This window comes from Bradyrhizobium oligotrophicum, assembly GCF_051168495.1.
GTDB classification, from domain to species: domain Bacteria; phylum Pseudomonadota; class Alphaproteobacteria; order Rhizobiales; family Xanthobacteraceae; genus Bradyrhizobium; species Bradyrhizobium oligotrophicum_A.
In genome coordinates this window covers 300,974-327,604 of record NZ_JBNPVB010000001.1, presented here as the reverse complement: position 1 = coordinate 327,604, position 26,631 = coordinate 300,974, and the positions used below count along the sequence as shown (strand labels likewise).

Genomic DNA, 26,631 nt, shown 5'->3' with positions numbered 1-26,631 from the left:
TTGTCCCCCGAGGCGCGGCCCCGGCTGGGAGCAGACGGCAGATACAGAAAGACATCATCATGACGAACACCGCCCTTGTGGTCGGCGCCAGCGGCATTGTCGGCAACACGCTGGCGCGCCGGCTGCGCGAGCGCGGCTGGGACGTGCTGGGCCTGGCACGCCGGCCGCCCACCGACGTTGAAGGCCTGCGCCCCATCGCTGCCGACCTGCTCGATCCCGGCGCGCTGCGCAACGGACTGCAGGGCGTGACGCCGAGCCACGTCTTTCTCGCGACCTGGCTGCGCCAGCCGACCGAGGCCGAGAACATCCGCGTCAACGGCGCGATGGTGCGCAACGTGCTGCACGCACTGTCGGAGGCGCGCTCGGTGAAGCATGCCGCCCTGGTCACCGGGCTCAAGCACTATCTCGGCCCGTTCGAGGCCTACGGCAAAGGCAGCCTGCCGGCGACGCCGTTTCGCGAGGCGCAGCCGCGGCTCGACGTCGACAATTTCTATTACGCCCAGGAGGACGAGCTGTTTGCGGCCGCCGAGCGCGACGGCTTTTCCTGGAGCGTGCACCGGCCGCATACCATCGTCGGCTATGCGGTCGGCAATGCGATGAACATGGGGACGACGCTGGCGGTCTACGCCACGATCTGCCGCGAGACCGGCCGCCCCTTCCTGTTCCCGGGATCGGCTGCGCAGTGGAACGGCCTCACCGACATGACGGATGCGCGGCTGCTGGCGCGGCACCTGGAATGGGCGGCCACCACCGACAGCGCCCGCAATCTCGCCTTCAACGTCGTCAATGGCGACGTTTTCCGCTGGAGCTGGATGTGGGGCCGGCTGGCCGAGTGGTTCGGGCTGCAGCTGGCGCCGTTCCCGGGCGAAGGCACGCCGCTGGCCCGGCAGCTCGCCGATGCCGCCCCGATCTGGGCCGACATCGCGCGCAGGCAGCAGCTGATCGAGCCGGATCTCGGCATACTCGCATCCGCCTGGCACACGGACGCCGATCTCGGGCGTCCGATCGAGGTGGTCACCGACATGACCCGCAGCCGCAAGCTCGGCTTCCTGGACTATCAGGCGACCGACGACAGCTTCTTCGATCTGTTCGAGAGACTGCGTAAGACCAGGATCATCCCGTGAGCCGCGTTCGCTCCCGGTCATTCCAGAAACCGTGACGGCAGAGCCCTGCTACCTGATCGGTGCGCGCGGCAGCACGGTCTCGCCGGCTTCCATTCGGTAGACGTGATCGAGCGAGTACCACGGCGCGCCCACATCGGCGGCGGTCGGATGCGGCGCGTCGTGACGAATGAAGTTGCCGAGCAGCGCTTTCGTGACGCCGAACTGCACGTCACTGTCGATGTGCGGGTCGTTGGGATCGTAGACCTGCGAGATCAGCACCTTGAAGCCTTGCTTGACGATCAGCGCATGGAGATGCGCCGGGCGATAGGGATGGCGGCCCTGCGCCTTCAGGAGACGGCCGACGACGCCGTCGGTCGGGATCGGATAGCCGACCATCATCACCGAGCGAAACCAGAACCGGCCGTCTTCATCGGTGGTGAGCTTGCCGCGCAGGTTCATGTCGGCCTGCTCGGGGTCCTGGTTCTCGTAATAGCCCACGGGTGAAGCGTGCCAGACATCGACCTCGGCGCCGGCGACGGGCGCCCCCTTGGGATCGACGACGCGACCGTGCACAAACAGCGCAGGACCTGGCGTGGCTGAGCGCACGATCGAGCCGCCGTTGTCGGTGCGCGGCGAGTTCAGCCGCCAGAACGGGCCGAGCAACGACTGCGCGGTCTCGGTGTTGCCGCCGTCGCCATTGTTGAGCAGGCAGACCAGCGGCGAGACGCCGAGCGAGCCGGCCATCAGCACGACTTCGTTGTGGGTGTCGTTGGTGCGCTGGCCGAGCTCGGCGATGATGGCCGCGGCCTCGCGGAATTCGGCCTCGGTGAGACGGACATCGCGGACGAAGCCGTGCAGGTGCTTGATCAGCGAGATCATGATCTCGCGCAGCCGTGGATTGGTGGTCTGCTCCATCACCGCCAGCACCGCCGGCGTGACGTCCTGTTCGCGAGAGATGGTCATGGCAGCGCACTCCACTGCTTCTCCTCTCCATGAGCACGCTGCTCATGGTCAACGTGCAGCTCCGATGTCGGAGCCGGACCCTCATGGTGAGGAGGCGCGAAGCGCCGTCTCGAACCATGAGGCCACTGCGGGGGCCTCGTCCTTCGAGACGCCCGCCAAGGGGCGGGCTCCTCAGAGTGTGAGAATGTTTTGTCGTTTCCACCAGTTTGCGACTGTTGGGTGGGGTTTTCCAAGAAACTCTCGGTCAAGCGGGTTGCGAGGCAGCATGCCTCGTGGAACGAGGTGGTGGGATGCTTGGTTTGCGCTTTTGGCATTCGTTTCCGCTGTCATGCCGTTGCTTCCGCGCTCAAGGCAAAGAGACGCATCATGTTGTGAGCGATCGCAAACCAGAGCAACTGTATCCGAGCCTTGACCCGGCCGCGGAGGGACAGCTGCCGAAGGCCCATGCGGCGGGCTTGGGCGTTGATGCATTCGTGCTGAGCACGCAGCCGATAGAGCGCCTCGTCTTTCTTCCCTTGCTCGGCCTTCATGCGTTCTCGCCAGTCCGCAACGCCGACACCATCATCCTTCTTCGGAGCATAAGGGTCGCTTCCGTGCTTAGTCTGCCCCGGCGGGCACCACATTTTTATGCCGTTGGCATGTGCCCACTCGATGTCGTCCTTTTTGGTGAAGCCGCCGTCGACCAGATAGTTGCGGGGATTGTAACCCTGGGCCTGCACGGTCTCGATCCCTGGCCGGCCCAGACCTCGATCCGAACCGGTGGTGTCGATGTCGACGGCGACGATTACCTGATACGCGGGCGCCGATATGATCTGCATATTGTAGGAGGGGCGCCAGCCGCCATCCGCCATCTTGATGACCCGTGCCTCGGCGTCGGTGGTGGAAGCGCGTGGCTCCTTTTGCTTGGCCACTTCCTTCTTGTTGGTCTTTTCCCGCCGCTCCCGTTCGGCCTCCAGCTCCTTCATTCGCTCTTGGGCCGCTTTGATCCGCGCCTCGCGCTCGCGAGCGCCCCGCTCCTTTGCCGCGCGCTGTCGCCGATCCCCGGCAGCTGGATCCGTCTCGACCTCCGCACGCAGGCGTTCCACACGCTCCTGTGCCGCGGCGAGCAGCTTATCAAGTCGCTCATGCCGCCGGAACGATCCGGCGCCAGCACCCGCGCGAACCCGCAAGCCATCCTGCGCCAGAGTGTCGGCCGACACCAATCCTGCCTGGACCATCGCGGCGACGCCCTGCGCCAGGAGCCGCTCCAGAACCGCCATGTGGGCAATCCGGAAGCTCGACAGCGTATGGTAGTTCATCGATACGCCGCCGCAGAGCCAGCGGTAGACCAAGTGATCGCGGCACAGCCGATCCAACTGACGGGCGCTGCCCACACCTTCGACCGTCGCCCACAGCCAAAGCGCAACCATCAGTTCCGGCGCTGCCGGAGGATGTCCGGGGTGACCTTCCCGGGCTTTGACGAGGTCGTACAGATGCGACAGGTCCAGACCCTCGACGAACGCCCAGACCGAACGCACCGGATGATCCTCTGCAATCAGATCATCCAATGCCGCTACCTGCATGGCGATCTGGCTACGCTCCGGCACCCGCAGCCGAACCGAACCGCGCCCGCCGGGCTGAGACTTATCCTGCTCAGGCAAGTTCTCGAACAATTGCTCGTCACCCATGGCCCGCCCACCACCGCTACGATTGACAGCGAATCACACCGGTCATCCCCTGGCAAACCCGAAATCTTTGAGAAAGATTCACACCCTCTCAGGACGAGGGGTGGCGTCAGTTGATCGTCTCGACCGCGAGCGCGACGCCCTGGCCGACGCCGACGCACATGGTGGCGAGCGCGCGCTTGCCGCCGCGCACTTCGAGGCCGTGCACGGCCGTCATCGCGATGCGCGCGCCGCTCATGCCGAGCGGATGTCCCAACGCAATCGCGCCGCCGTGCGGGTTGACGAAATCGGCATCATCCGCGACGCCGAGCTGGCGCAGGCAGGCAATGCCTTGCGACGCGAACGCCTCGTTCAGCTCGATGAGGTCGAAATCGGTGATCTTGAGGCCGAGCCGCTCCATCAGCTTGCGCACGGCGGGCACCGGGCCGATGCCCATGATGCGCGGCGGCACGCCGGCGGAGGCAAGGCCAAGCACGCGCGCGCGCGGCGTCAGGCCGTGCTTCTTCACCGCGGCTTCCGAGGCCAGGATCATCGCGGCCGCGCCATCATTGACGCCGGACGCATTGCCGGCAGTCACCGTGCCGGGATTGCGGACGATCGGCTTCAGCTTGGCGAGACCTTCCAGCGTGGTCTCGGGGCGCGGATGCTCGTCCTTGTCGACGATGACGGGTCCGGCCTTGCCGCCCGGCACGGACACCTGCGTGATCTCGGCGGCGAAATAGCCGGACGCGATGGCCTTGCCGGCGCGCTGCTGGGAGCGGATTGCGAACGCGTCCTGGTCGGCGCGCGACACCTGGAATTCCTCGGCGACGTTCTCGCCGGTCTCCGGCATCGAATCGACGCCGTATTGGCTCTTCATCAAGGGATTGATGAAGCGCCAGCCGATCGTGGTGTCGAAGATCTCGGCCGCGCGCGAGAAGGCCTCGGTCGCCTTGCCCTGCACGAACGGCGCGCGCGTCATCGATTCGACGCCGCCGGCGATCGCGAGATCGACCTCGCCGGCGCGGATCGCGCGGCCCGCCGCGCCGACGGCGTCGAGGCCGGAGGCGCAGAGACGGTTCAAGGTCTGGCCGGGAATGGACTCGGGCAGGCCCGCGAGCAGCAGCGCCATGCGCGCGACGTTGCGATTGTCCTCGCCGGCCTGGTTGGCGCAGCCGAAAAACACTTCATCCACCGCGGCCCAGTCGAGATTCGGATGCTTGGCCTTGAGCGCCTTCAACGGCGTCGCGGCGAGATCGTCTGTGCGCACTTTCGCCAGCGCGCCGCCAAAGCGCCCGATCGGGGTCCGCACCGCATCACAAATGTAGACGTCTCGCATCGCGCTCTCCCGGATCTCACTGCTTCTGGTCAGAATTGACGGCGGTTTTAGGAGTGCGCCGAAGGCAGGTCAAATGACGGAGACGCGGGGAGGTATGCGTGGCAAAGGCGGATGCGCGCGATCTCGGCGCGGCCGGTGCGCCCCCTCCCCCGCTTGCGGGGGAGGGTCGGGGTGGGGGCAGCCCCAAGCGAGATCTTTCGAGCGGAGAGAATTCCCCCACCCGCATCGCATCTCCGATGCGATGCGACCTCCCCCGCACGCGGGGGAGGTGCAAAAGCTGCCACCGTCCCAGGTTTGCCACAGGCCCCGCGTCAAACTCTCCATCATTCCGGGGCGGCGCGTGCAAGCGCGGCGACCCGGAATCCATTGGGCTGCACGACCTGCCGCACGATGGATTCCGGGTTCGTGCTGCGCACGCCCCGGAATGACGAGCCGAGAGAGCAGCGACACGCAATCGATCATCTCCGGGTCGACTTGGGGCAACATTGCCATCGTGGAAAACCGGGACATCGGCTGCAAAGCGGTAGGACCGTCCGGGCAAATTGGCTAGTTTCCGCGCCATGACGATCCAGCAGCCCATCTCCGCCCCGGTTCCCCAGGACACCGCGCCCGCCGAGGCGCCGGCCAAGCTCACGCCGATGATGGAGCAGTATCTGGAGATCAAGGCGGCCCATCCGGGGCTGATGCTGTTCTACCGGATGGGCGATTTCTACGAGCTGTTCTTCGAGGACGCGGAGATCGCCTCGAAGGCGCTCGGCATCGTGCTGACCAAGCGCGGCAAGCATCTCGGCCAGGACATTCCGATGTGCGGCGTGCCGGTCGAGCGCTCGGAGGACTATCTACACCGGCTGATCGCGCAAGGCATCCGCGTCGCCGTGTGCGAGCAGATGGAGGATCCGGCGGCGGCACGCGCCCGCGGCAACAAGAGCGTGGTCAAGCGCGGCGTGGTGCGCGTGGTGACGCCGGGCACGCTGACGGAAGACAATCTGCTCGATGCGCGCGCCAACAACTATCTGCTGTCGATCGCGCGCAGCCGCGGCTCGTCCGGCGGCGACCGGCTCGGGCTCGCGTGGATCGACATCTCGACCTCGGACTTCATCGTCACGGAGTGTGCGTTCGCAGAGCTGACTGCAACGCTCGCGCGCATCAATCCGAATGAGGTCATCATCTCGGATGCGCTGTATTCGGATAATGCGTTCGAGCCGGTGCTGCGCGAACTCGCCGCGATCACGCCGCTGACGCGCGACGTGTTCGACGGCGCCACCGCCGAGCGCCGGCTGTGCGACTATTTCGCGGTCGCGACCATGGACGGCCTTGCCGTGCTGTCGCGGCTGGAGGCGACGGCGGCGGCCGCCTGCGTCACCTATGTCGAGCGCACGCAGGTCGGCCAGCGTCCGCCGCTGGCGCCGCCGGCGCGCGAGGCGACCGGCAGCACCATGGCGATCGATCCGGCGACCCGGGCCAATCTCGAATTGACGCGCACGCTCGCCGGCGAGCGCCGCGGCTCGCTGCTCGATGCCATCGACTGCACGGTGACCTCGGCCGGCTCGCGGCTGCTGGCACAGCGGCTCGCCGCGCCGCTCACGGAGGCCGCGCAGATCGGACGCCGCCTCGATGCGGTCGCGACGTTCGTCGCCGATAGCGCCGCGCGTGAGGACATCCGCTCCATCCTGCGCGGCGCGCCGGACATGACGCGCGCGATGGCGCGGCTGTCGGTCGGCCGCGGCGGCCCGCGCGATCTCGCCGCACTGCGCGACGGCATCCTCGCCGCCGACCAGGCGCTGGCGCGGCTGTCCGTACTCGACCAGCCGCCGCAGGAAATCGCCTCGGTGATGGCCGCGCTGGCGCGGCCGACGCGCGCGCTCGCCGAGGAATTCGCCCGCGCGCTCGACGAGCAGCTGCCGCTGATCAAGCGCGACGGCGGCTTCGTTCGATCCGGCTATGACGCGACGCTCGACGAGACGCGCAATCTGCGCGACGCCTCGCGGCTCGTCGTCGCCTCGATGCAGGCGCGCTACGCCGACCAGACCGGCGTCAAGGGCTTGAAGATCCGGCACAACAACGTGCTCGGCTATTTCGTCGAGGTCACCGCGCAGCACGGCGACAAATTGATGTCGGCGCCGCTGAACGCGACCTTCATCCATCGCCAGACGCTCGCGGGACAAGTGCGCTTCACGACATCCGAGCTCGGCGAGATCGAGGCGAAGATTGCGAACGCCGGCGAGCGCGCGCTCAATCTCGAGCTGGAGATCTTCGACCGGCTCTGCGCCCAGGCGCTGGCGATCGGCGACGATCTGCGCGCGGCCGCGCACGGCTTTGCGATGCTGGATGTCGCGACCGCGCTGGCCAAGCTCGCGGTCGAAGACAACTATGTGAGGCCGGAGGTCGACGGCTCGCTCGGTTTCGCCATCGAAGGCGGCCGCCATCCGGTGGTCGAGCAGGCGCTGAAGCGCGAGGGCCAGCCGTTCATCGCCAATTCGTGTGATCTGTCGCCGACGCCGGGGCACAAGAGCGGCCAGCTGTGGCTGCTGACCGGTCCGAACATGGCCGGCAAATCGACCTTTCTGCGCCAGAACGCGCTGATCGCTCTGCTGGCCCAGATCGGCTCGTTCGTGCCGGCGAGCCGCGCGCGGATCGGCATCGTCGACCGGCTGTTCTCGCGCGTCGGCGCCGCCGACGATCTCGCGCGCGGACGCTCGACCTTCATGGTCGAGATGGTCGAGACCGCGGCGATCCTCAACCAGGCCGGCGAGCGCGCGCTGGTCATCCTCGACGAGATCGGGCGCGGCACCGCGACGTTCGACGGCCTGTCGATCGCCTGGGCGGCGATCGAGCACCTGCACGAGAGCAACCGCTGCCGCACCTTGTTCGCGACGCATTATCACGAGCTGACCGCGCTCGCAGCCAAGCTGCCGCGGCTGTTCAACGCCACGGTGCGCGTCAAGGAATGGCAGGGCGACGTCGTGTTCCTGCACGAGGTGCTGCCCGGCTCCGCCGACCGCTCCTACGGCATCCAGGTGGCGAAGCTCGCGGGGCTCCCGCCAGCGGTGATCAGCCGCGCCAAATCGGTGCTGGCGAAGCTGGAAGCCCAGGACCGCGGCCAGAGCGCGCGCGTTCTGGTCGACGATCTCCCGCTGTTCGCCGTGCCCTCGCGCGCGGCCGCGGAGCCCGCGATGTCGAAGGAGGCGGACGAGCTGATCGCCGCCGTCAAGGCGCTGCATCCGGACGAGATGACCCCGCGCGAGGCCATGGACGCGCTCTATGCGCTGAAGGCGAAGCTGCGGCCGACCTGAGCGGCCGGCCGGTGCTTCAATCGTTCGAGCCCACCGGGTGGCCATCCTCGGACGCGACCTTCACGGCGCCGAGCTTCGGCAGCTCGACCGATTTCGGCCAGAAATAGCCGACCAGGCGGGTCTTCGGCTCGAACTGCTCACGAACGGCATCGCTTTCATTGCCGCCCAGCGTCAACACCTGATTCTTGGTCTCGCCCATGTAGAAGCCGACGTGACCGAGGCCCGAATTCGGCTTGCCCCGCGTATAGACCGCGATCGCTCCGAGCGCCGGCTTGTCGAGCTTCACGAAATTCTTGTTGGTGCGGAAGGATTGCGACGAGGCGCTGCGGGTGCCGGGCACACCGCTCTGCTCGAGCTTGGCGTTGGTCCAGATCGCGCACCACGGATCGCCTTCCGAGCCGCAATGCGCCTGATCGATGAACTTCTTGATGCCGCGGTTGTTGCCGGTCTCGTGAAAGCCGAGATCCTTCAAGCCGTTCGCGATCCATTTCGGCTGCTCATTGGTAGTCCCATTTGCGGTCGGCATATCGCACCTCCTGCTGCATTTCGACCGATGATCCACCTCACAGTTGCATTGTCTTCGCGCCCCGCGCACAGGTTCAACGCGGATCAACTTGCAACCGGGATCTAGTTGGTCGATGTCAGGCCGGTCGGCGCCGCCGTCCCAGCCACCACAGGCCGATATTCCATCCGACGCAGGTCGCGAGCGCGCCGCCGAGGCCCGCCGCCGCGCCGAGATGCAGGCTGCCGAGATGCAGCACGACCACCGCAAGCGAGAAGCCGATCAGGCCGTAGGCGCCGTTGGCCAGCACGGCGGCGGTGGCAGGCCCGCCGATGCGCGGCTGCAGAATCAGCATCATCGAGCTGAAGACGATCGGAAACAGCGCCAGGATACCGGACACACTGGGGCCGGCCCAGCCCGAGACCGAGGTGACGGTGGCGACGAGGGTTGCGACCAGCGAGGCGCGCAAGGGCACGTCGTACCAGCGCCGCGTGATCAGCGGCATCCTGGCGTGGCGATAGCGCTGCAGCAGCGGCAGGCAGATCGCGAAGGTGACGACGTTGGCGACGACGCCCATCAGGAGCGTCCACTGCACGCTCTTGATCAGCGATGCGAGGCCGAGCCAGACCGCGACCGCGGTAGCGCTCGCCACCCACACGCTGTGGCGCTGCGCCAGGACTGCGTAGGCGAGGCTGAGGAAGATCGTCGCGGCGTTGATCGGCAGGCTGGTCAGGGCGCCTTCCGCGATGAAAGCCGCGTCGTGGTCGAGCGCCAGGAAGACGTAGGTCGGTCCCGCCGAGATCGGCAGGGTCGCGACCAGCGCGCCGATCACGGGACCGGTGCGCTCGGCGATCATTGACGCCGACACCACGAACGAAGCCGCGATTGCCATGCGCAGGCCGAGCAGCAGCAGGAAGGAGGGATCGAGGGACATCAGCTCATGCTGCGCGGGCGGTGTGCTCCCTCCCCCGCTTGCGGGGGGGCTGGGGTGGGGGCGCGGTTCGGGTGGTGATTGATGAGTGCGTCGTGTGGAGAGAGGCCCCCACCCGCCGCGCATCTGCGATGCGCGGCGACCTCCCCCGCACGCGGGGGAGGCGCTGACCGAGCAAGCCTCAACAGCTCGTCGTCAACAGCAAGAGAGCGAGCGCTACGCCACCCGCTTCAGGCTGACCGACACCTTCGGGCCGTTCTTGATGGTCTGATACACCACGCAATAGCGCTCGGTGAGCTTGAGCAGCAGATCGAGCTTGTCCTGCGGGGCGTCGGTGTCGATCTCGAAGCGCAGGCGGATTTCCTGAAAGCCGACCGGGGCCTCCTTGTCGACGCCGAGCGTGCCGCGGAAATCGAGATCGCCTTCGGCGAGAACGCGTCCGCTGCGCAGCGGCACTTCGACCGCGGTCGCGACCGATTTCAGGGTGACGCCGGCGCAGGCGACCAGCGCCTCCAAAAGCATGTCGCCGGAGCACAGTTCGAGGCCGGAGCCACCGGTGGCAGGATGCAGGCCGGCCACCGCCAGCGCGCGGCCGGTCTCGAGCTTGCAGGTCAGGCCGTCACCGCCGACCTCGCCCTTGGCCTTCAGCGTGATCACGGCGGCCGACGGGTCGGCCTTGTAGCGTTCCTTGATCGGCGCCTGCATGGCGCGCAGTTCGGCAGCATCCATCGTCGTTCTCTCCCGGAGTCATTTCGCAAGACGTGTACCGGGCCGCGCCGCCGCTGTCACCACCATAGGCCGCCGCCGGGCTCACGCCTGCCCTGCATGTCCGGCATCGTCCGGTCGAGCGAGCGGTCCAGCGCGGTCAGCACGTGCCGCTTGAACTGCTCGAACAACGGCGCAGTGCGGTCGCGCGGCCGCGACAGATTGATGGTGATCTCCTCGAACAGCCGGCCAGGATGCGGCCGCATCACCAGCACGCGGTCGGCCAGCACCACCGCCTCCTCGACGTCGTGCGTCACCAGAACGAGGGTTGGCCGCGTATCGGCCCAGAGATTGAGCAGATGGTCCTGCAGGTCCTTGCGGGTGAAGGCGTCGAGCGCCGAGAACGGCTCGTCGAGCAAGAGCACCTCGGGCTGCGCCACCAGCGCGCGGGCGATCGCGACCCGCTGCGCCTGGCCGCCGGACAATTCGCGCGGCCAGACCCTGGCCTTCTCAGTGAGACCCACACGTTCGAGCGACCGCGCCACGCGGTCGCGGCGCTCGGCGGCGGGCAGTTCGGAGAGGCCGAAGCCGATATTGTCGGCGACCGTCAGCCAGGGCAGCAGCCGCGGCTCCTGGAAGATGATGCCGACCTTCGCATGCGGCGCCGTGATCGCCTCGCCGTCGAGCGTCACGCTGCCGGCGCTGGCGCGGTCGAGCCCGGCGACGGCGCGCAGCAAGGTCGACTTGCCGCAGCCGGAGCCGCCGATGATGGCGATGATCTCGCCGAGCTGGATCTCGGCCGAGAACCGCTCCAGCGCGTGGACCCCGTTGGGATAGACCTTGCTGACGGAGGCGAGCTGCAGCATCAGGCGGCCCCGCTCTGGCGCGCAAAGCTGTCCTGCCAGCGCAGCATTGGCGCGGTGGCGATCTCCAGCAGCCAGTCGGTGGCCTTGCCGATGATGGCGAAGATCACGATCGCAGCGACGATCTGCGCCGGCTTGCCGAGCTGCTGGCCGTCGATCAGGAGATAGCCGAGGCCTTCGGATGCGCCCATGAATTCGGCAGCGACGACGAACATCCAGCCGAGGCCGAGGCCGACGCGCAGCGACACGACATAGGCCGGCAGCACGGCGGGCAACAGGATGCGGCGGATCATCGCCGGCCCGGACAGGCGGAAGATGCGGCCGACCTCAACGATCTTGCGGTCGACCGAGAGAATAGCGCCGGTCAAGCCGAGATAGACCGGGAAGAACACGCCGACCGCGATCAGCGCCACCTTCGAGGTCTCGAAAATGCCGAGCCAGAGGATGAACAGCGGCACCCAGGCAATCGACGGGATCGCGCGCAGCGCCTGGATGGTGGGGTCGACCAGCCGGCGGGCGAGGCCCCAATAGCCGCAGATGCCGCCGAGCAAGGTGCCAGCGGCCACGCCGAGGCCGAAGCCGACGCCAACGCGGGAGAGCGTCGTGGCGACGTGGCGGGTCAACTCGCCGGAGCGGGCGAGCTCGGCAATGGTGGTGAAGACCTTCGACGGCGGCGGCACCAGCCGGCCGTTCGACCAGCCGGCCCAGACCGCGAACTCCCAGGCCAGCGCGAGGGACAGCGGCAACAGCAGGCCGAGCAGCGGCCGCGCCAAGCGGGTGGCCCATGGCTGGCTGGCGGTCTGCGGTGTGGCCGCCGCGGCGGGGGCCTGCAATTCGACGGTCATGACCATAGTGAGAACAGCGTCTCGCGTGGGAATGCAAGTCGGGGGTGGGCTGCGGATGTCGCTGACGGTTGTGAGCGCACACCTGTCAGGGTTGAGCCAACAGCGGCGCCACAAATTCGGTGTCGTCCCGGCCTCCGCGCCGGGACCCATACTCCGCGGCCGTCGTGGCGAGGCGAGATGCCGCTCCAGCATGCCTCAAACACCTTCGCGGCGTATGGGTCCCGGATCGGCGCCCGCCAACGCTGGCGCGTTGCCGGGCTTGTCCGGGACGACACCGGTTGTTTATCGCGCCACCGGTTTTGTTGCGCTCACCTTGCGGGGGAGCGCGAGTTGCGGCACGCGCGAGCAGAAGCGCTTGCGTAGGCGTGGGCTGACATCAGTTCGTCGGCAGCGGCACCTGGTCGTCGATCAGGGCATCCAGCGTGGCCTTCACGTCGACCTTCGCATCCACCACGCCAGCCTGCTGCAGCGCCAGGCCCGCAGCCAGGATCGACTCGCGTTGCGGCGCGCCGATGCGGCTGTGGGTCAGTTCGGTGCGCTCCTTGAGCTGCTTGTCGACCACGGTTTCCGGCAACTTGGTCACCGTGATGAAGGTCTTCTTCAGGTCGTCGTAATTGGCCAGCGCGTCCTTGCGGGCGACTTCATAGGTCGCGAGCACGCGGCGGACGATGTCGGGATTGTCCTTCAGGAACGGCTCGCGGACGTTGAGGATGCCCCAGGTGTTGGCGTCGGCCTTGCGGTAGAACAGTTTTGCGCCCTCCTCGATTTCGGCCTGCGCCATCATCGGATCGAGTCCGGCCCAGGCGTCGACGTCGCCACGGATCAAGGCCGCCTTGCCGTCGGCATGCTGCAGCAGCACCGGCGTGATGTCCTTGTCGGTGAGGCCGGCCGACAGCAGCGCCCGCACCAGGAAGATGTGCGGATCGGTGCCGCGTGTCACCGCGACGCGCTTGCCCTTGAGGTCGGCCACGGAGGCAATCTTGGAGTCCTTGCCCGTAACCAGCGCGGTCCATTCGGGGCGCGAATAGACGTAGATCGACTTGATCGGGTTGCCGTTGATCCTCGCGACCAGCGCCGCGGAGCCTGCGGTCGAGCCGAAATCGAGCGAGCCGGCGTTGAGGAATTCGAGCGCCTTGTTGGAGCCGGCCGACTGCACCCAGACGATGCTGATGCCGTCCTTCGCGAACTCCTTCTCCAGGAGCCCCTTCTGCTTCAGGACCAGCGACACCGGATTGTAGGTCGCCCAATCGATCCGGATTTCCTTGGGCTGTTCCGCGGCTGCTGCAACGCCGCATCCCAGTAGAAACACGGCAGCAAGTCCCGCCAATCCCCGCCTCGACAATCCACCCATCGTCAACCCTCCTGAGTTTAAAAACACCAGCGTTGTTTCAACGGGTTATGCCAGGGCTCAACGAGAATTGTTTTTCCTTTCGACCGGGCCCTCCAACACGATCATCATCCGACGGCGGCCAGTGACAGCACGGAACGATTGCTGCATCGGAAGTTTCGTGACAGCACGCGCCTTGTTCGATATCCGGTTGCATCCATGGACAACGTCACCACAGACTCCAGATTCGCAGACCCGGCCGATTTCGACAGCGCCGGCATCGCGGCAGCCGTCGATGCGCTGGCAAAGCAGCACTCCGGCCGGGAGGACATGTTTCGTGCCGCCGTGGTGCAGTTCCTCAAGGCCGAGCTGGTCAAGGCGCGCGCGGCCGCCCAGGACCAGCTCCTGAAGGACCGCCACGGCCGGCGCTGCGCCGAACAGCTCTGCTTCGTGCAGGACGAGATCATCCGCATTCTCTACGCGGCAGCGACCGAGCATCTCTACCGTTCGGACGTGCCAAGCGGCGCCGAGCGCATGGCGGTGGTCGCGACCGGCGGCTATGGCCGCGGCCTGATGGCGCCGGAGTCCGACATCGATCTCCTGTTCATCCTGCCCTACAAGCAGACCGCCTGGGGTGAGCAGGTCGCCGAAGCCATCCTGTATTCGCTGTGGGACATGGGGCTGAAGGTCGGCCACGCCACCCGCTCGGTCGATGAATCGATCCGCCAGGCGCGCGGCGACATGACCATCCGCACTGCCATCCTGGAGACGCGCTACCTCGCCGGCGACCGGCCGCTCTATGACGAGTTGGTCCAGCGCTTCGACACCGAGGTGGTCCAGGGCACGGCGGCCGAGTTCGTCGCCGCCAAGCTCGCCGAGCGCGAGGAGCGGCACCGCCGCGGCGGCCAGTCGCGCTATTTGGTCGAGCCCAACGTCAAGGACGGCAAGGGCGGCCTGCGCGACCTGCACACGCTGTTCTGGATCGCCAAATATGTCTACCGCGTGCGCGAGACCGCCGAGCTGGTCGAGCGCGGCGTGTTCGACGCGCATGAATACCGCACCTTCCGGCGCTGCTCGGACTTCCTGTGGTCGGTGCGCTGCAACCTGCATTTCGTCAGCGGAAGGCCGGAGGAGCGGCTGTCGTTCGACCTGCAGCGCGAGATCGCGGTCCGGCTCGGCTATACCAGCCATCCCGGGCTGCAGGACGTCGAGCGCTTCATGAAGCACTACTTCCTGGTCGCCAAGCAGGTCGGCAATCTCACCGCGATCCTGTGCGCCAAGCTCGAGGACCAGCAGGCCAAGCCGGCGCCGGTGCTGAGCCGCGTGATCTCGCGGTTGAAGACCGGCAACACCTGGCGGCGGGTGCCCGAGAGCGACGACTTCATCGTCGACAACAACCGCATCAACCTCGCCGCGCCCGACGTCTTCAAGCACGATCCGGTCAATCTGATCCGCATCTTCCGTCTCGCGCAGAAGAACAACCTCGCCTTCCATCCCGACGCGATGCGCGCGGTGACGCGCTCGCTCAATCTGATCAACACCGAGCTGCGCGACGATCCCGAGGCCAACCGGCTGTTCATGGAGATTCTGACCTCCAACGATGCCGAGGTCGTGCTGCGGCGGATGAACGAGACCGGCGTGCTCGGCCACTTTATCCGCGCTTTCGGCCGCATCGTGTCGATGATGCAGTTCAACATGTATCATCACTACACGGTCGACGAGCACCTGATCCGCTGCATCGGCTTCCTGCAGGAGATCGAGCGCGGTGGCCACGACGAGTTCGTGCTGGCCTCCGACCTGATGCGCAAGATCCGGCCCGAGCACCGTGCCGTCATCTACATCACCGTGCTGCTGCACGACGTCGCCAAGGGCCGGCCCGAAGACCATTCGGTCGCCGGCGCCAAGATCGCGCGCCGGCTGTGTCCGCGGCTCGGCTTCAGCAATGCCGACACCGAACTGATCGCTTGGCTGATCGAGGAGCACCTGACGATGTCGACGGTGGCGCAGTCGCGCGATCTGTCCGACCGCAAGACGATCGAGAATTTCGCCGCCGTGGTGCAGTCGGTCGAGCAGATGAAGCTGCTGACGATCCTGACCACCGCCGACATCCGCGGCGTCGGCCCGGGCGTCTGGAACGGCTGGAAGGCGCAGCTCCTGCGCACGCTGTACTACGAGACCGAGCCGGTGCTGACCGGCGGCTTCTCCGAGGTCAACCGCGCCAAGCGCATCACCGCGGCGCAGGCCGAATTCCGCATCGCCTTCACCGACTGGCCCGAAGACGAACTCAACACCTACATCGGCCGTCATTATCCGGCCTACTGGCTCAAGGTCGAACTGCCGCGCAAGATCCGCCATGCCCGCTTCGTGCGGTCGAGCGAGGATGCCGGGCACAAGCTGGCAATCAATGTCGGCTTCGATCCGGCGCGCGGCGTCACCGAGCTGACGATCTTCGCCATGGACCATCCGTGGCTGCTGTCGATCATCGCCGGCGCCTGCGCATCGGCGGGTGCCAACATCGTCGACGCCCAGATCTACACCACCACCGACGGCCGCGCGCTCGACACCATCGCGATCTCCCGCGAGTACGAGCGCGACGAGGACGAGGGCCGCCGCGCGACGCGGATCGGCGAGACCATCGAGCAGGTGCTGGAAGGCAAGCTGCGGCTGCCGGACGCGGTGGCGCGGCGCACCACCCGCGGCAAGCAGCACAAGGCGTTCTCGGTCGAGCCGGAAGTCACCATCAACAACCAATGGTCGGAGCTCTACACCGTGATCGAGGTCTCCGGCCTCGATCGCCCCGGCTTGCTGTATGAGCTGACGACGGCGATCTCGAAGCTCAACCTGAACATCGCCTCGGCCCATGTCGCCACCTTCGGCGAGCGCGCCCGCGACGTGTTCTACGTCACCGATCTGTTGGGCGCGCAGATCAACGCGCCGACCCGGCAGGCGGCGATCAAGAGCGCGCTGCTGCATCTGTTGGCAACGGACGAGGCGGCGGCGCAGCCGGCTGCGTGAGGGGCGCGCGTCCGGCAGACGGTGCCGTCGCATGGCGCAGATTTGACGAAGGGGCGCGGCGCCACCGCGGTCCAGACAGGCTTGGGGGAGCCACATCATGGCATTGATCGCGAACATCGTCGTCGGACTGATCGGCCTGCTTCACGTCTACATTCTCGTGCTCGAGATGTTTCTCTGGACCAAGCCGGCCGGCTTGAAAGCCTTCAGGAATACGCCGGAGCGCGCCGCGGAGACCGCCGTGCTCGCCGCCAACCAGGGCCTCTACAACGGCTTCCTCGCCGCCGGCCTGTTCTGGGGCCTGGCGCACCCGACGCCGGCGTTCGGCGTCCAGATCGAGGTGTTCTTCCTGCTCTGCGTGCTGGTCGCCGGCCTCTACGGCGCCGCCACCGCGGGCCGCAAGATCCTGTTCATCCAGAGCGTGCCGGCCGCGATCGGCCTGGTGCTGGTCTGGCTGGCCGGCTGAGGCGGGCCGTATTTCCATCCGCGGCGGCGTCCCGGACAAGCCGTGACGCGCACAAGCGCGTCGCGGCGCCGATCCGGGGCCCAATCCCGGGCAGCGTTTGGGGCAGGATCGCCACTCCGAGCCGTCGCCACACAACGGCCTGTGGCTATGGATCCCGGCTCTGCGCACGACGTCGCTGCGCGACGCCGGGCTTGGCCGGGACGACACCGAACGTGTTGAGCCAGCTGGGCCCGTCGTAGCGACATCGACGGAACCGCCGCCCGTGCTCCCCTCGCCTTGCGTCCGCCAAGCCCTTCCTCCACACTGCCGAAAGCGCTGGCGCCCGTCCGGGCAGACCAGCCGCATAACAAATCAGGAGGAACGTTCACCCCATGCGACAGGGATTTTTCCGTCTCGCGGGAGCGGCCGCATTGGCCGTCACCCTCTCCGCCACGGCTGCCTCGGCCCAGAAGAAGTACGATCCCGGCGCATCCGACACCGAGATCAAGATCGGCCAGACCGTGCCGTTCTCGGGTCCCGCCTCGGCCTATGCCTCGATCGGCAAGACCCAGGCCGCCTATTTCAACATGATCAACGAGCAGGGCGGCATCAACGGCCGCAAGATCAAGCTCGTCCAGTATGACGACGCCTATTCGCCGCCCAAGGCGGTCGAGCAGGTGCGCAAGCTGGTCGAGGACGACGAGGTGCTGCTGACCTTCCAGATCATCGGCACGCCCTCCAACGCCGCGGTCCAGAAATACCTCAACGGCAAGAAGGTGCCGCAGCTGTTCGCGGCGACCGGCGCCACCAAGTTCACCGATCCGAAGAACTTCCCCTGGACCATGGGATACAATCCCAACTACTTCACGGAAGGCCGCATCTACGGCCAGTACATTCTGAAGGAGTATCCCAACGCCAAGATCGGCGTGCTCTATCAGAACGACGATCTCGGCAAGGACTACCTCAACGGCATCAAGGCCGGCCTCGGCGACAAGGCCTCGATGATCGTCTCCGAAGCCTCCTACGAGGTCGCGGACCCGACGATCGATTCGCAGATCCTCAAGATCAAATCGGCGGGCGCCGACCTGTTGTTCTCGGCCGCGACGCCGAAGCAGGCCGCACAGGCGATCAAGAAGCTGCATGAGCTCGACTGGAAGCCCGTACACATCGTCGACATCAACGCGACCTCCGTCGGCGCCGTGCTGCAGCCGGCGGGCCTCGAAGCCTCCAAGGGCGTGATCTCGGTCAACTACGGCAAGGACCCGCTCGATCCGACCTGGAAGGACGATCCCGGCATGAAGCGCTATCTCGACTTCATGGCCAAGTACTATCCGGACGGCGACAAGAACTCGAACTTCAACACCTATGGCTACGGCAACGCGGAACTGCTGGTGACCATCCTGCGGATGTGCGGCGACAATCTCACGCGCGAGAACGTCATGAAGCAGGCGACGTCGCTGAAGGACGTCGTCGGCGACCTCTCGCTGCCGGGCATGAAGATCAATACCTCGCCCACCGACTACCGCGTCAACAAGCAGCTGCAGATGATGAAGTTCAACGGCGAGCGCTGGGAGCTGTTCGGCCCGATCCTGGAGGACAAGGGCGCGGCGGGCTAGTTCGAGAAACCGTCGTTCCGGGGCGTCGCGCAGCGACGAATCCGGAACCTCGAGAGGCCGGGTTCGATGCTGACCATCGCCCCGGAATGACGCGATCAACAACACTGGTGCGGGGCTGCGCGATGGCGCGGCCCCGTTTGCATTGCGGCACAGGTTGCGCGCTCTCGCCGCTCCCTGAAAGACTGCGTTGTCGACTTGCTTCCTCCACACTCGCGTGCAGCGATGGCGACATAACTGACGCGCGAGAACGTCATGCGCCAGGCCGCCAACATCAAGGGCTACGTGCCCAGCCTTGCGCTGCCAGGCCTCTCGATCAACACCTCACCCACCGACTTCCGCATCAACAAGCAGATGCAGATGATGCGCTGCAACGGCGAGCGGTGGGAGCTGTTCGGCCCGATCATCGAAGATACGGGAGCGGCAGGGTAGGCCGCGCTGCTTGAGGCCAAGCTGGTTCTGCACACACCATCGTCATGCCCGGGCTTGTCCCGGGCATCCACGTCGCTCTGAGGATGCCGAACGACGTGGATGGCCGGGACAGGCCCGGCCATGACGGCTTGGCGTGAAACATGCGCAAAACTCAGACATTCGAATGCGGTGACCGGCAGACGGTCAGTCGCTACTCACGCTGCCCAGATCTCTCTGCTTCACGACCCGGTCGATCAGCCCCCATTCAAGCGCCTCGTCCGCCGTCATGAAGTGATCGCGGTCGAGCGTTCGTTCGACATCTTCGTAGCTGCGCCCGCAATGCTCGGCATAAAGCCGGATCATGCGGCGCTTGGTCTGCTCCATCTCCTTGGCGTGGATCATGATGTCGGACGCTTGGCCCTGAAAGCCACCGAGCGGTTGATGGACATGGAGGCTCGCATTGGGCAGCGCCGTTCGTTCGCCCGGCTCGCCCGCCATCAGCAGAAACGACCCCATCGAGCGCGCCGTTCCCATGCACAGCGTATGCACCGGCGCCTTGACGAATTGCATCGTGTCGTACATCGCGAGCCCGCTGGTGACGACGCCGCCGGGTGAGTTGATATAGAGATGGATCGGCCGTTTCGGGTTGTCCGCTTCGAGGAACAGCAGTTGCGCGCAGACCAAAGCGGACACGGTGTCGTTGACCTCGCCGTTGAGGAACACGATGCGCTCACGCAGCAGCCGTGAATAGATGTCGAAGGATCGTTCTCCCCGACTGGATTGCTCGATGACCATAGGGACGAGTTGCATCGTGTCGCGCATGCGCGAGCTCCCGGCTCAGCAGGTTGTCGATGAGTGAAGCGTCAGGCCGCGCGCATGAGGCTGCGCGTGTTGCTGTTCGCCGCCGGTGGCGAATGCCGCATGAGGTTCGTGGCGGCCAGTCCGTGAATGATCCGGAGCCGCGTGCCGCCGGTGGCATTGGGCATGACCTGGAACGTCACGATGCTTTCGAGATAGGGCGGTTCGTCGTCGCGCATCCGATAGCGGACCTCTTCGCCTGATATCGACGAGATCGGCGCGGCATCGGCCAGGTCGCCGCGCGGCAGCCAGCTGTCCCGCAGCTCGGGAACGCTGATGGCACGCCAGACCTTCTCCGGCGGCGCCTCGAGGTCGTAGTCGAGAACGAACTCTTCGCCCTGTTGCGCAGCCTTGGTGTCGGTCATTGGTCCATGTCCTTCAGCAGGGTTTTCAACGCATCGACGCGTGACGGCCAGTAGGCGCGATATTTCGCCAGCCAGCGGGCGATCAGCGCCAGGCCCGCGGGATCGACCTCGTAGTTGACGAAACGGCCCTGACGTTCTTCCCGCACCAGGCCGGCGTTGCGCAGCACCGCGAGGTGCTGCGACATCGCCGGCTGGCTGATCGTCATGCCCTCGCGCAGCGCGCTGGCGTTCATGCGGCCGTCCGCCAGCTTCTCGAAGATCGCGCATCGCGTCGGATCGGCCAGGGCCTTGAAGATGTCGCTCTCGATCATGGACAAGACATAAGCACATACTTATGTGATGTTCAAGCGGACATTCCGAACAGGCCCGCGATGGGAGATCCGTTATCGACATCTCCATCCGGGTCTGCCCCGACGCCGCTCCACCACCGGTGTCGTCCCTGCGACCGCAGGGACCCATAACCCCGGAGGAGATTGGGGCACGACAGGTTCAACGTGCGACCTGCCCCACGATGGATCACGCGGTATGGGTCCCGGATCTGCGCCCGCTGACGCGCTGCGTCAGCGGGCTTGTCCGGGACGACAGCTTGCCATGATCGCGAGCGTCACGGCGGGTCGTCGAGGATGCAGTTGCTGCCGAGGCGGCTTGTCCTTTCATGTAGGAGTATCACTCCGGCACCTCGCCAAAATTCTTCCCCGCCGGCAGCACCGCGTGGCGAATCAGCCGCGAATCCTCCACTGCCGCCTGCCTGTGCTTCACCGCTTCGCGATAGACGGGGTCGCGGATCATGTCGACGAAGGCCTGCACGCTCGGATATTCGGCGATGAAGCAATGGTCCCAGCGCTCCTCCTGGGGGCCGATCAGCATCAGCTCGAAGCGGCCCTGCCAGACGATGCGGCCGCCGAGGCGCTCGAACACGGGGCCGCTCTCGCGGCCATAGGCCGCATAGGCTTCCGCTCCGCTGACCTTCCGCCCGTCCGGATAGGTGGCCTCCTTGCGCAGCCGCACCAGGTTCAGCATGTGGATCGGCCCGGGGCGATCGTTCTCCCGGAACTGCGCGAACACCTCCTTGGTGGGATCGATATGGCCCATGAGCTCCCTCGCTTGTTCGTTGTTTACCTCCGCTTAACCATAGCGCGGCGTTAGCAGCGCGAAACTCCTAATCGCGCGTTAATCTCTTCCTAACTGCCCCTTAAACTCCGCCCATTAGCGTGGTCGGACGGCGGGGTCGCGGGCTCGGGTTGCGGATGGCGCGGGGACGGAAACAGAGCGGCGGGCGCAAGGAGCCGCGATTCGGCCTTGCGGCTGCGATGGCCGATCTGCGTCTCGATCCCAAGGACCGCATTCCGGCCGGCGAGGACGCTCCGAAGAAATCCGCCAGGCGCAAGCCGGTCCAGCCCGACGACGAGGACGATGTGCCGGCGCGCGAGCCGAAGACCCCAACCAAACCAAAGCCTGCCCGCGGCAAGTCGCGCTGGGGCGTTTCGATCGGACGCCTCGCCTATTGGGGCCTGGTGTGCGGCCTGTGGGGCGTGATCGCGCTGGTCGGCGTCGTGATCTGGGCCGGCGCGCATCTGCCGCCGATCCAGTCGCTGGAGATCCCAAAGCGGCCCCCCACGATCGAGATCGTCGGCTTCGACGGCACCATGCTGGCGCAGCGCGGCGAGATGGCCGGCGCCAATGTCGCGCTGAAGGATCTACCGCCCTATCTGCCGAAAGCGTTCATCGCCATCGAGGACCGCCGCTTCTATCAGCATTACGGCATCGACCCGATCGGCATTGCGCGCGCCGTGGTCGCCAACATCCTCCATCGCGGCGTGTCGCAGGGCGGCTCGACCCTGACGCAGCAGCTGGCCAAGAACCTGTTCCTGACCCAGGAGCGCACGCTCGCCCGCAAGCTGCAGGAGGCCGAACTCGCGCTGTGGCTGGAGCGCAAATATTCCAAGCGCGAGATTCTCGAACTGTATCTGAACCGCGTCTATTTCGGCTCCGGCGCCTATGGCGTCGAGGCGGCCGCGCAGCGCTATTTCGGCAAATCGGCGCGCCAGGTGACGGTCGGCGAGGCGGCGATGCTCGCCGGCCTCGTCAAGTCGCCGTCGCGGCTGGCGCCAAACCGCAATCCGGAGGGCGCCGAGAAGCGGGCGCAGACCGTGCTGGCGGCGATGGCCGATGCCAAGTTCATCACCGAGGCCCAGGCGCAGGCCCAGATCGCCCATCCCAGCGTGGCGGTGAAGCCCGCCGGCGCCGGCACCGTGAACTACGTCGCCGACTGGATCGGCGAGGTGCTCGACGATCTCGTCGGCCAGGTCGAGGAGTCGATCGTGGTCGAGACCACGATCGATCCGAAGCTGCAGAGCGTGGCGGAAGCCGCCATCATCGACGAGCTCGCGGCCAAGAGCGTGAAGTTCAATGTCAGCCAGGGCGCGCTGGTCGCGATGACGCCAGATGGCGCCGTGCGCGCGATGGTCGGCGGCCGCAACTATGCCGACAGCCAGTTCAACCGCGCCGTCACCGCCAAGCGCCAGCCCGGCTCGGCGTTCAAGCCGTTCGTCTATCTCACCGCGATCGAGCAGGGCCTGACGCCCGACACGGTGCGCCAGGACGCGCCGCTCGATCTGAAGGGATGGCGGCCGGAGAACTACACCAAGGAGTATTTCGGGCCGGTGACGCTGACCCAGGCGCTGGCGCATTCTCTGAACACGGTCGCGGTGCGCGTCGGCCTCGAGGTCGGGCCGAAGAACGTGGTGCGCACCGCGCACCGGCTCGGCATCGCCTCCAAGCTCGATCCCAATCCGTCGATCGCGCTCGGCACCTCCGAGGTGTCGATGATCGAGCTGGTCGGCGCCTATGCGCCGTTCTCCAATGGCGGGCTCGCGGTCTCGCCGCATGTCGTCACGCGGATCAAGACGCTCGACGGCAAGCTGCTCTACATGCGCCAGGCCGAGCAGCCGGCGCAGGTGATCGAGCCGCGCAACGTAGCGATGATGAACCAGATGATGCAGGAGACGCTGGTCTCCGGCACGGCGAAGAAGGCCGAGATTCCGGGCTGGGTCGCCGCCGGCAAGACCGGCACCAGCCAGGATTTCCGCGACGCCTGGTTCATCGGCTACACCGCCCGCCTCGTCACCGGGGTCTGGCTCGGCAATGACGACAATTCACCGACCAAGAAGGCGACCGGCGGCGGCCTGCCGGTCGAGGTCTGGACCCGCTTCATGCGCGCAGCTCATCAGGGCGTGCCGGTCGCGGCACTGCCGAATGCGCAAGGCGCTGGCCTGGTGCCGACCCTGGCGCAGATCGCCTCGCAGATCACGGCGCCATCGGCGCCGGCACCGAATCCTGCCACCACCGCCCGCGCCGCTCAGCCGAGCCGCAGCAACGCGCGGCCGGAAGCCGCCGCCGGTCTCGACGGCTGGCTGGTGGACCGACTGTTCGGCGGTCAGCGCTGAGCTCTTGAAATGGGAGTAGAGGCGCATCCGCGAGAGGATGCGCCCGATCAGCCGGCGGCCGCGGCGATGGGACCCGTGTCCGGCTCGACCGCTGCCGCGCCGGAAGACTGGGCCAGCTTGCGCCCGACCTGCCGCAGCATCAGGCTCGCGCGGTGGGCGCTGTAGTCGAGCAGCCAGCGGCTGAAGGCGCTGGCGGCCATCGGACGCGCGAACAGGAAGCCCTGCATCGCGTCGCAACCGAGTTCGGCGAGCAGCTTGCGCTGCGCCTCGGTCTCGACGCCTTCGGCGACGACGGCCACATCGAGGCTCTGGCCGACCCGCACGACCGCCGTCACGATCGCCCGCGTGCCGCTGTCGTTGGCGAAGTCGCGCATGAAGCTGCGGTCGATCTTGAGCTCGTTGATCGGAAGGTGGGCCAGGCGGCTCAGGCTCGAATATCCGGTGCCGAAATCGTCCAGCGACAGGCCGACGCCCATGTTGCGCAGCTCGTTCATCGTGGCGATGACCGCGGCGCGCTCGTTGAGGATGACGCCTTCGGTGATCTCCAGCATCAGCATCTTCGCCGGCAGGTCGTTGGCCGCCAGGATCTGCGCCACCATCGCCGCCAGATTGATGTTCTGGAAGTTGATCGGTGACAGGTTCACCGAGATGCAGGGGATGTCGAGACCGGCGCGCCGCCATGCCGCCATCTGCTTGCAGGCCAGCTTGATCGACCACACGCCGATCTGCTCGATCAGGCCGCATTCCTCGGCGAGCGGAATGAACTTGGCGGGCGAGACGTCGCCCAGCACCGGGTCGTGCCAGCGCGCCAGCGCCTCCACGCCATGAATGGCGCCGTTCTTGGTGCAGATCTGCGGCTGATAGTGCAGGGTCAGCGCCTCGCTCGCGATCGCCTGGCGCAGCGCGGTCGAATGCATCAGCCGTTCTTCGGCGAGCTTGTCGATGTCGGCGCTGAAGAAGCGATAGGTGGCGCGGCCAGCCCGCTTGGCCTTGTACATCGCCGCGTCGGCCTGCTTGATCAGGGTCTCGATGTCCTTGGCGTTGTCGGGATAGAGGCTGAGCCCCATGCTCGCCGACATCGGCACCTGCCGCTTGCCGATGGTGAGCGGCATCGCCAGCGCAGCCGTGATCCGCGCCGCGGCCAGCGACGCCTCGAGCGCGTCGCGGTTCTGCAGCACGATCACGAACTCGTCGCCGCCGAGCCGGCCCAGCATATCGCCGGGGCGGATCTGCGCCCGCAGGCGATTGGCGAAGCCGACCAGGAACTCGTCGCCGGCGGCATGGCCCAGCGTGTCGTTGACGTCCTTGAAATTGTCGGCGTCGAGAAAAGCCACGGCGACGTGGCTGCCCTGGGGGCAGGCCTTGATGGCCTCGTCGATCAGCGACGGGATGCGGGCGCGGTTGGGCAGGCCGGTCAGCATGTCGTGATAGGCGACCTGCGAGATCGTCGAGCGGACTTCCTGGCGCTCGATGGCGAGCGCACCGAGCTGGACGCAGGACGCGACGATCTGCTCGTGCCAGTGACTGGGGCCGCGGCATTCGCGGAAGTAGAAGGCAAAGGTGCCGATGACGCGGCCGTCCTTGCCCCGGATCGGAGTCGACCAGCAGGCGCGAAGACCCGCCCCCAGCGGTCCGGCCTTGTAGGGCTGCCAGCGCGGATCGTTCTCGATGTCCTGTGCCAGCACCGGCTCGCCCAGATGGGCCGCGGTGCCGCAGGAGCCGATGTCGGGGCCAATCGCCACGCCGTCCAGGCCGGCGGAATAGGCCGGCGGCAGGCTGGGACCGCCGAGCGGATGGAGCAGCCCGCCGGAATCGACGTGCAGGATGGAGCAGACCACGTCCGGCGCCAGTTCCTCGACGCGGCGGCACATCTGATCGGCGATCGTCGTGATCGACAGATCGGAGGCCAGCGCCGACATGATCAGTTGCTGCAGCGAGCGCAGCTGCTTGGTCTCCCGGATGTCGGTGAGCAGGCCGAACAGGTACTTGACCTTACCCTGCCCGTTCCGGTGCGCCTTGACATAGGCCGCGGTCCAGATCTCGTCGCCATCCTTGTCATAAATCAGCAGGTCATCATCGAGGCCGTGCTCGTCCTCCAGGCACTGCTTCAATCGCTCGACCGTGCCGAGGTCGGTACATGGGCCGACCAGCAGCTTCTCCACCTGCTGGCCGAGCGCGGCCTCGGGCGGGTAGCCGAACAGGCCGGTGAAGGCCGCGTTGGTGTAAAGGATGTTCAGCTCGGGATCGGTGACGATGACGGCGCGATTGCTGTGGTCAGCCACCGACGTCAGCAGCGCATTGCGATCGCGCATCTCGATTTCGGCGGTCACGTCGCGGATCAGCAGCAGCATCCGGACGGGCGCATGGTCGGACGGCAGATCGCGCAAGGTCAGGCGCAGCCGGGTCCGCGAGCCGTCGTCGTGGCGCATCGTCAGGTCGCGGCACGGGGGCCCGCCAGCCGCATCGGCGACCTGCTCGCCGGCTTCGTCGCGCGGCATCGCGGGCACGAGGTCTGCGGGCAGGCCCAGGCTTGCGAGATCGGCGCCGACCAACGCGGCCGGCTCGCGCCTCAACAGGATCGAGGCAAACCGGTTGGCGTGATGGACACGGCCATCCATGCCGAGAAAGAGGATCGCTTCGGAGGCACGATCAAGTGCGGCCGAGAGCAGTTGCGCCGATGCGGCCGTCTGGAACTCGCTTGCGAGCATCGTTCGATTCAAGGCGCGCCGCACGTTTCGCGTGAAACGATCTGCGCTTGGGTTGCAGCGAACGGCCCGGCACACTCGGCCGGAACGTCACCTCGGGATGATCGAGGTAAATCTGCGAGCGCAGCGTTACAGCCACGTTAAAGCGCCGCCGAAATGGCCGATATCCTCTGGTTGCAGACGGTAAGGCTTAAGAATTCGATAGCTGCGGGCAACGTTCTCGCGGTCGTGGGGAACACGCGCATGCGGATGCAGGAGGCGG

20 protein-coding genes and 1 pseudogene are annotated in these 26,631 nt (G+C 66.7%); 7 read left to right on the top strand and 14 right to left on the bottom strand.

The annotated features are described in order from the left end of the window. Positions 1-59 precede the first annotated feature (59 nt). Positions 60-1,124 carry an SDR family oxidoreductase gene (locus ACQR1B_RS01420; RefSeq protein ID WP_434831596.1) on the top strand — a complete coding sequence of 355 codons (1,065 nt, stop codon included), beginning with the start codon at positions 60-62 and terminating at the stop codon, positions 1,122-1,124. 48 nt (positions 1,125-1,172) lie between these two features. Here ACQR1B_RS01420 and ACQR1B_RS01415 read toward each other — a convergent pair whose 3' ends face one another. From ACQR1B_RS01415 to pcaF, 3 genes are all read right to left on the bottom strand, one after another. After that, a complete protein-coding gene (locus tag ACQR1B_RS01415; protein WP_434831597.1) occupies positions 1,173-2,066 on the bottom strand; it encodes a dioxygenase in 894 nt (297 codons plus the stop codon). Between the two features lie 326 nt (positions 2,067-2,392). Continuing rightward, a complete protein-coding gene (locus ACQR1B_RS01410) occupies positions 2,393-3,733 on the bottom strand; it encodes an IS1182 family transposase (RefSeq protein WP_434831192.1) in 1,341 nt (446 codons plus the stop codon). Positions 3,734-3,839: 106 nt separating this feature from the next. After that, on the bottom strand, positions 3,840-5,048 hold the full coding sequence (gene pcaF / locus ACQR1B_RS01405) for a 3-oxoadipyl-CoA thiolase (protein ID WP_434832640.1): 1,209 nt from the start codon (positions 5,046-5,048) through the stop codon (positions 3,840-3,842). A gap of 560 nt (positions 5,049-5,608) precedes the next feature. Between pcaF and mutS the strand changes: the two genes are divergently transcribed. Then, positions 5,609-8,341 carry a DNA mismatch repair protein MutS gene (gene mutS, locus ACQR1B_RS01400; RefSeq protein WP_434832641.1) on the top strand — a complete coding sequence of 911 codons (2,733 nt, stop codon included), beginning with the start codon at positions 5,609-5,611 and terminating at the stop codon, positions 8,339-8,341. 16 nt (positions 8,342-8,357) lie between these two features. On the opposite strand, the gene ACQR1B_RS01395 is transcribed toward mutS, so the two are convergent. The 6 genes from ACQR1B_RS01395 to ACQR1B_RS01370 form a co-directional block, all read right to left on the bottom strand. Then, a complete protein-coding gene (locus ACQR1B_RS01395; RefSeq protein WP_434832642.1) occupies positions 8,358-8,867 on the bottom strand; it encodes a TIGR02594 family protein in 510 nt (169 codons plus the stop codon). Positions 8,868-8,982: 115 nt separating this feature from the next. Further along, positions 8,983-9,777: a hypothetical protein gene (locus ACQR1B_RS01390; RefSeq protein WP_434832643.1), complete on the bottom strand. Its 795-nt coding sequence runs from the start codon at positions 9,775-9,777 to the stop codon at positions 8,983-8,985. Between the two features lie 213 nt (positions 9,778-9,990). Continuing rightward, on the bottom strand, positions 9,991-10,503 hold the full coding sequence (locus ACQR1B_RS01385; protein WP_434832644.1) for an OsmC family protein: 513 nt from the start codon (positions 10,501-10,503) through the stop codon (positions 9,991-9,993). 56 nt (positions 10,504-10,559) lie between these two features. Further along, positions 10,560-11,345 carry an ABC transporter ATP-binding protein gene (locus ACQR1B_RS01380; protein ID WP_434832645.1) on the bottom strand — a complete coding sequence of 262 codons (786 nt, stop codon included), beginning with the start codon at positions 11,343-11,345 and terminating at the stop codon, positions 10,560-10,562. Then, complete coding sequence (locus ACQR1B_RS01375) at positions 11,345-12,193, bottom strand: ABC transporter permease (protein WP_434832646.1); 849 nt, start codon at positions 12,191-12,193, stop codon at positions 11,345-11,347. Before ACQR1B_RS01375 ends, ACQR1B_RS01380 begins: the two co-directional genes overlap by 1 nt. Positions 12,194-12,563: 370 nt before the next feature. Beyond that, a complete protein-coding gene (locus tag ACQR1B_RS01370) occupies positions 12,564-13,538 on the bottom strand; it encodes an aliphatic sulfonate ABC transporter substrate-binding protein (RefSeq protein ID WP_434832647.1) in 975 nt (324 codons plus the stop codon). Positions 13,539-13,733: 195 nt separating this feature from the next. Here ACQR1B_RS01370 and ACQR1B_RS01365 point away from each other — a divergent pair, with 195 nt between their 5' ends. From ACQR1B_RS01365 to ACQR1B_RS01350, 4 genes and pseudogenes are all read left to right on the top strand, one after another. Next, positions 13,734-16,529: a [protein-PII] uridylyltransferase gene (locus ACQR1B_RS01365; RefSeq protein ID WP_434832648.1), complete on the top strand. Its 2,796-nt coding sequence runs from the start codon at positions 13,734-13,736 to the stop codon at positions 16,527-16,529. Positions 16,530-16,626: 97 nt separating this feature from the next. Continuing rightward, positions 16,627-16,992, top strand: coding sequence for a DUF1304 domain-containing protein (locus ACQR1B_RS01360; RefSeq protein ID WP_434832649.1), 366 nt, complete (start codon positions 16,627-16,629; stop codon positions 16,990-16,992). Between the two features lie 371 nt (positions 16,993-17,363). Beyond that, on the top strand, positions 17,364-18,587 hold the full coding sequence (locus ACQR1B_RS01355) for an ABC transporter substrate-binding protein (RefSeq protein WP_434832650.1): 1,224 nt from the start codon (positions 17,364-17,366) through the stop codon (positions 18,585-18,587). Between the two features lie 234 nt (positions 18,588-18,821). Then, positions 18,822-19,016: pseudogene (locus ACQR1B_RS01350) on the top strand (ABC transporter substrate-binding protein); the annotation flags it as partial. A gap of 183 nt (positions 19,017-19,199) precedes the next feature. Here the strand turns inward: ACQR1B_RS01350 and ACQR1B_RS01345 are convergent. The 4 genes from ACQR1B_RS01345 to ACQR1B_RS01330 all read right to left on the bottom strand — a co-directional run bounded on the left by ACQR1B_RS01345 (position 19,200) and on the right by ACQR1B_RS01330 (position 21,310). Further along, on the bottom strand, positions 19,200-19,817 hold the full coding sequence (locus ACQR1B_RS01345) for an ATP-dependent Clp protease proteolytic subunit (RefSeq protein WP_284422061.1): 618 nt from the start codon (positions 19,815-19,817) through the stop codon (positions 19,200-19,202). A 41-nt stretch (positions 19,818-19,858) separates the two neighbouring features. Then, positions 19,859-20,218, bottom strand: coding sequence for an SRPBCC family protein (locus ACQR1B_RS01340; RefSeq protein WP_434832651.1), 360 nt, complete (start codon positions 20,216-20,218; stop codon positions 19,859-19,861). Further along, the gene (locus ACQR1B_RS01335; RefSeq protein WP_434832889.1) at positions 20,215-20,529 is read right to left on the bottom strand and encodes an ArsR/SmtB family transcription factor; all 315 of its coding nucleotides are present in this window, start codon (positions 20,527-20,529) and stop codon (positions 20,215-20,217) included. Before ACQR1B_RS01335 ends, ACQR1B_RS01340 begins: the two co-directional genes overlap by 4 nt. Before the next feature lie 355 nt (positions 20,530-20,884). Continuing rightward, positions 20,885-21,310, bottom strand: a complete 426-nt coding sequence (locus ACQR1B_RS01330; protein WP_434832652.1) for a DUF1330 domain-containing protein — start codon at positions 21,308-21,310, stop codon at positions 20,885-20,887. A 155-nt stretch (positions 21,311-21,465) separates the two neighbouring features. On the opposite strand from ACQR1B_RS01330, the gene ACQR1B_RS01325 reads away from it, so the two are divergent. Further along, on the top strand, positions 21,466-23,664 hold the full coding sequence (locus ACQR1B_RS01325; protein ID WP_434832653.1) for a transglycosylase domain-containing protein: 2,199 nt from the start codon (positions 21,466-21,468) through the stop codon (positions 23,662-23,664). A 47-nt stretch (positions 23,665-23,711) separates the two neighbouring features. Here the strand turns inward: ACQR1B_RS01325 and ACQR1B_RS01320 are convergent, their stop codons facing one another. Next, positions 23,712-26,372, bottom strand: coding sequence for an EAL domain-containing protein (locus ACQR1B_RS01320; protein ID WP_434832654.1), 2,661 nt, complete (start codon positions 26,370-26,372; stop codon positions 23,712-23,714). Positions 26,373-26,631: the final 259 nt, after the last annotated feature.

Bases quoted from the DNA above. Each gene is read 5' to 3' on its own strand.
- ACQR1B_RS01330 (WP_434832652.1), bottom strand. From the start codon at position 21,310: ATGGGCCATATCGATCCCACCAAGGAGGTGTTCGCGCAGTTCCGGGAG.
- ACQR1B_RS01345 (WP_284422061.1), bottom strand. From the start codon at position 19,817: ATGCGCGACACGATGCAACTCGTCCCTATGGTCATCGAGCAATCCAGT.
- ACQR1B_RS01390 (WP_434832643.1), bottom strand. From the start codon at position 9,777: ATGTCCCTCGATCCCTCCTTCCTGCTGCTGCTCGGCCTGCGCATGGCA.
- ACQR1B_RS01320 (WP_434832654.1), bottom strand. From the start codon at position 26,372: ATGCTCGCAAGCGAGTTCCAGACGGCCGCATCGGCGCAACTGCTCTCG.
- mutS (WP_434832641.1), top strand. From the start codon at position 5,609: ATGACGATCCAGCAGCCCATCTCCGCCCCGGTTCCCCAGGACACCGCG.
- ACQR1B_RS01365 (WP_434832648.1), top strand. From the start codon at position 13,734: ATGGACAACGTCACCACAGACTCCAGATTCGCAGACCCGGCCGATTTC.
- ACQR1B_RS01410 (WP_434831192.1), bottom strand. From the start codon at position 3,733: ATGGGTGACGAGCAATTGTTCGAGAACTTGCCTGAGCAGGATAAGTCT.
- ACQR1B_RS01355 (WP_434832650.1), top strand. From the start codon at position 17,364: ATGCGACAGGGATTTTTCCGTCTCGCGGGAGCGGCCGCATTGGCCGTC.
- ACQR1B_RS01370 (WP_434832647.1), bottom strand. From the start codon at position 13,538: ATGGGTGGATTGTCGAGGCGGGGATTGGCGGGACTTGCTGCCGTGTTT.
- ACQR1B_RS01385 (WP_434832644.1), bottom strand. From the start codon at position 10,503: ATGGATGCTGCCGAACTGCGCGCCATGCAGGCGCCGATCAAGGAACGC.
- pcaF (WP_434832640.1), bottom strand. From the start codon at position 5,048: ATGCGAGACGTCTACATTTGTGATGCGGTGCGGACCCCGATCGGGCGC.
- ACQR1B_RS01420 (WP_434831596.1), top strand. From the start codon at position 60: ATGACGAACACCGCCCTTGTGGTCGGCGCCAGCGGCATTGTCGGCAAC.
- ACQR1B_RS01375 (WP_434832646.1), bottom strand. From the start codon at position 12,193: ATGGTCATGACCGTCGAATTGCAGGCCCCCGCCGCGGCGGCCACACCG.
- ACQR1B_RS01340 (WP_434832651.1), bottom strand. From the start codon at position 20,218: ATGACCGACACCAAGGCTGCGCAACAGGGCGAAGAGTTCGTTCTCGAC.
- ACQR1B_RS01415 (WP_434831597.1), bottom strand. From the start codon at position 2,066: ATGACCATCTCTCGCGAACAGGACGTCACGCCGGCGGTGCTGGCGGTG.
- ACQR1B_RS01360 (WP_434832649.1), top strand. From the start codon at position 16,627: ATGGCATTGATCGCGAACATCGTCGTCGGACTGATCGGCCTGCTTCAC.
- ACQR1B_RS01335 (WP_434832889.1), bottom strand. From the start codon at position 20,529: ATGATCGAGAGCGACATCTTCAAGGCCCTGGCCGATCCGACGCGATGC.
- ACQR1B_RS01395 (WP_434832642.1), bottom strand. From the start codon at position 8,867: ATGCCGACCGCAAATGGGACTACCAATGAGCAGCCGAAATGGATCGCG.
- ACQR1B_RS01380 (WP_434832645.1), bottom strand. From the start codon at position 11,345: ATGCTGCAGCTCGCCTCCGTCAGCAAGGTCTATCCCAACGGGGTCCAC.
- ACQR1B_RS01325 (WP_434832653.1), top strand. From the start codon at position 21,466: ATGGCGCGGGGACGGAAACAGAGCGGCGGGCGCAAGGAGCCGCGATTC.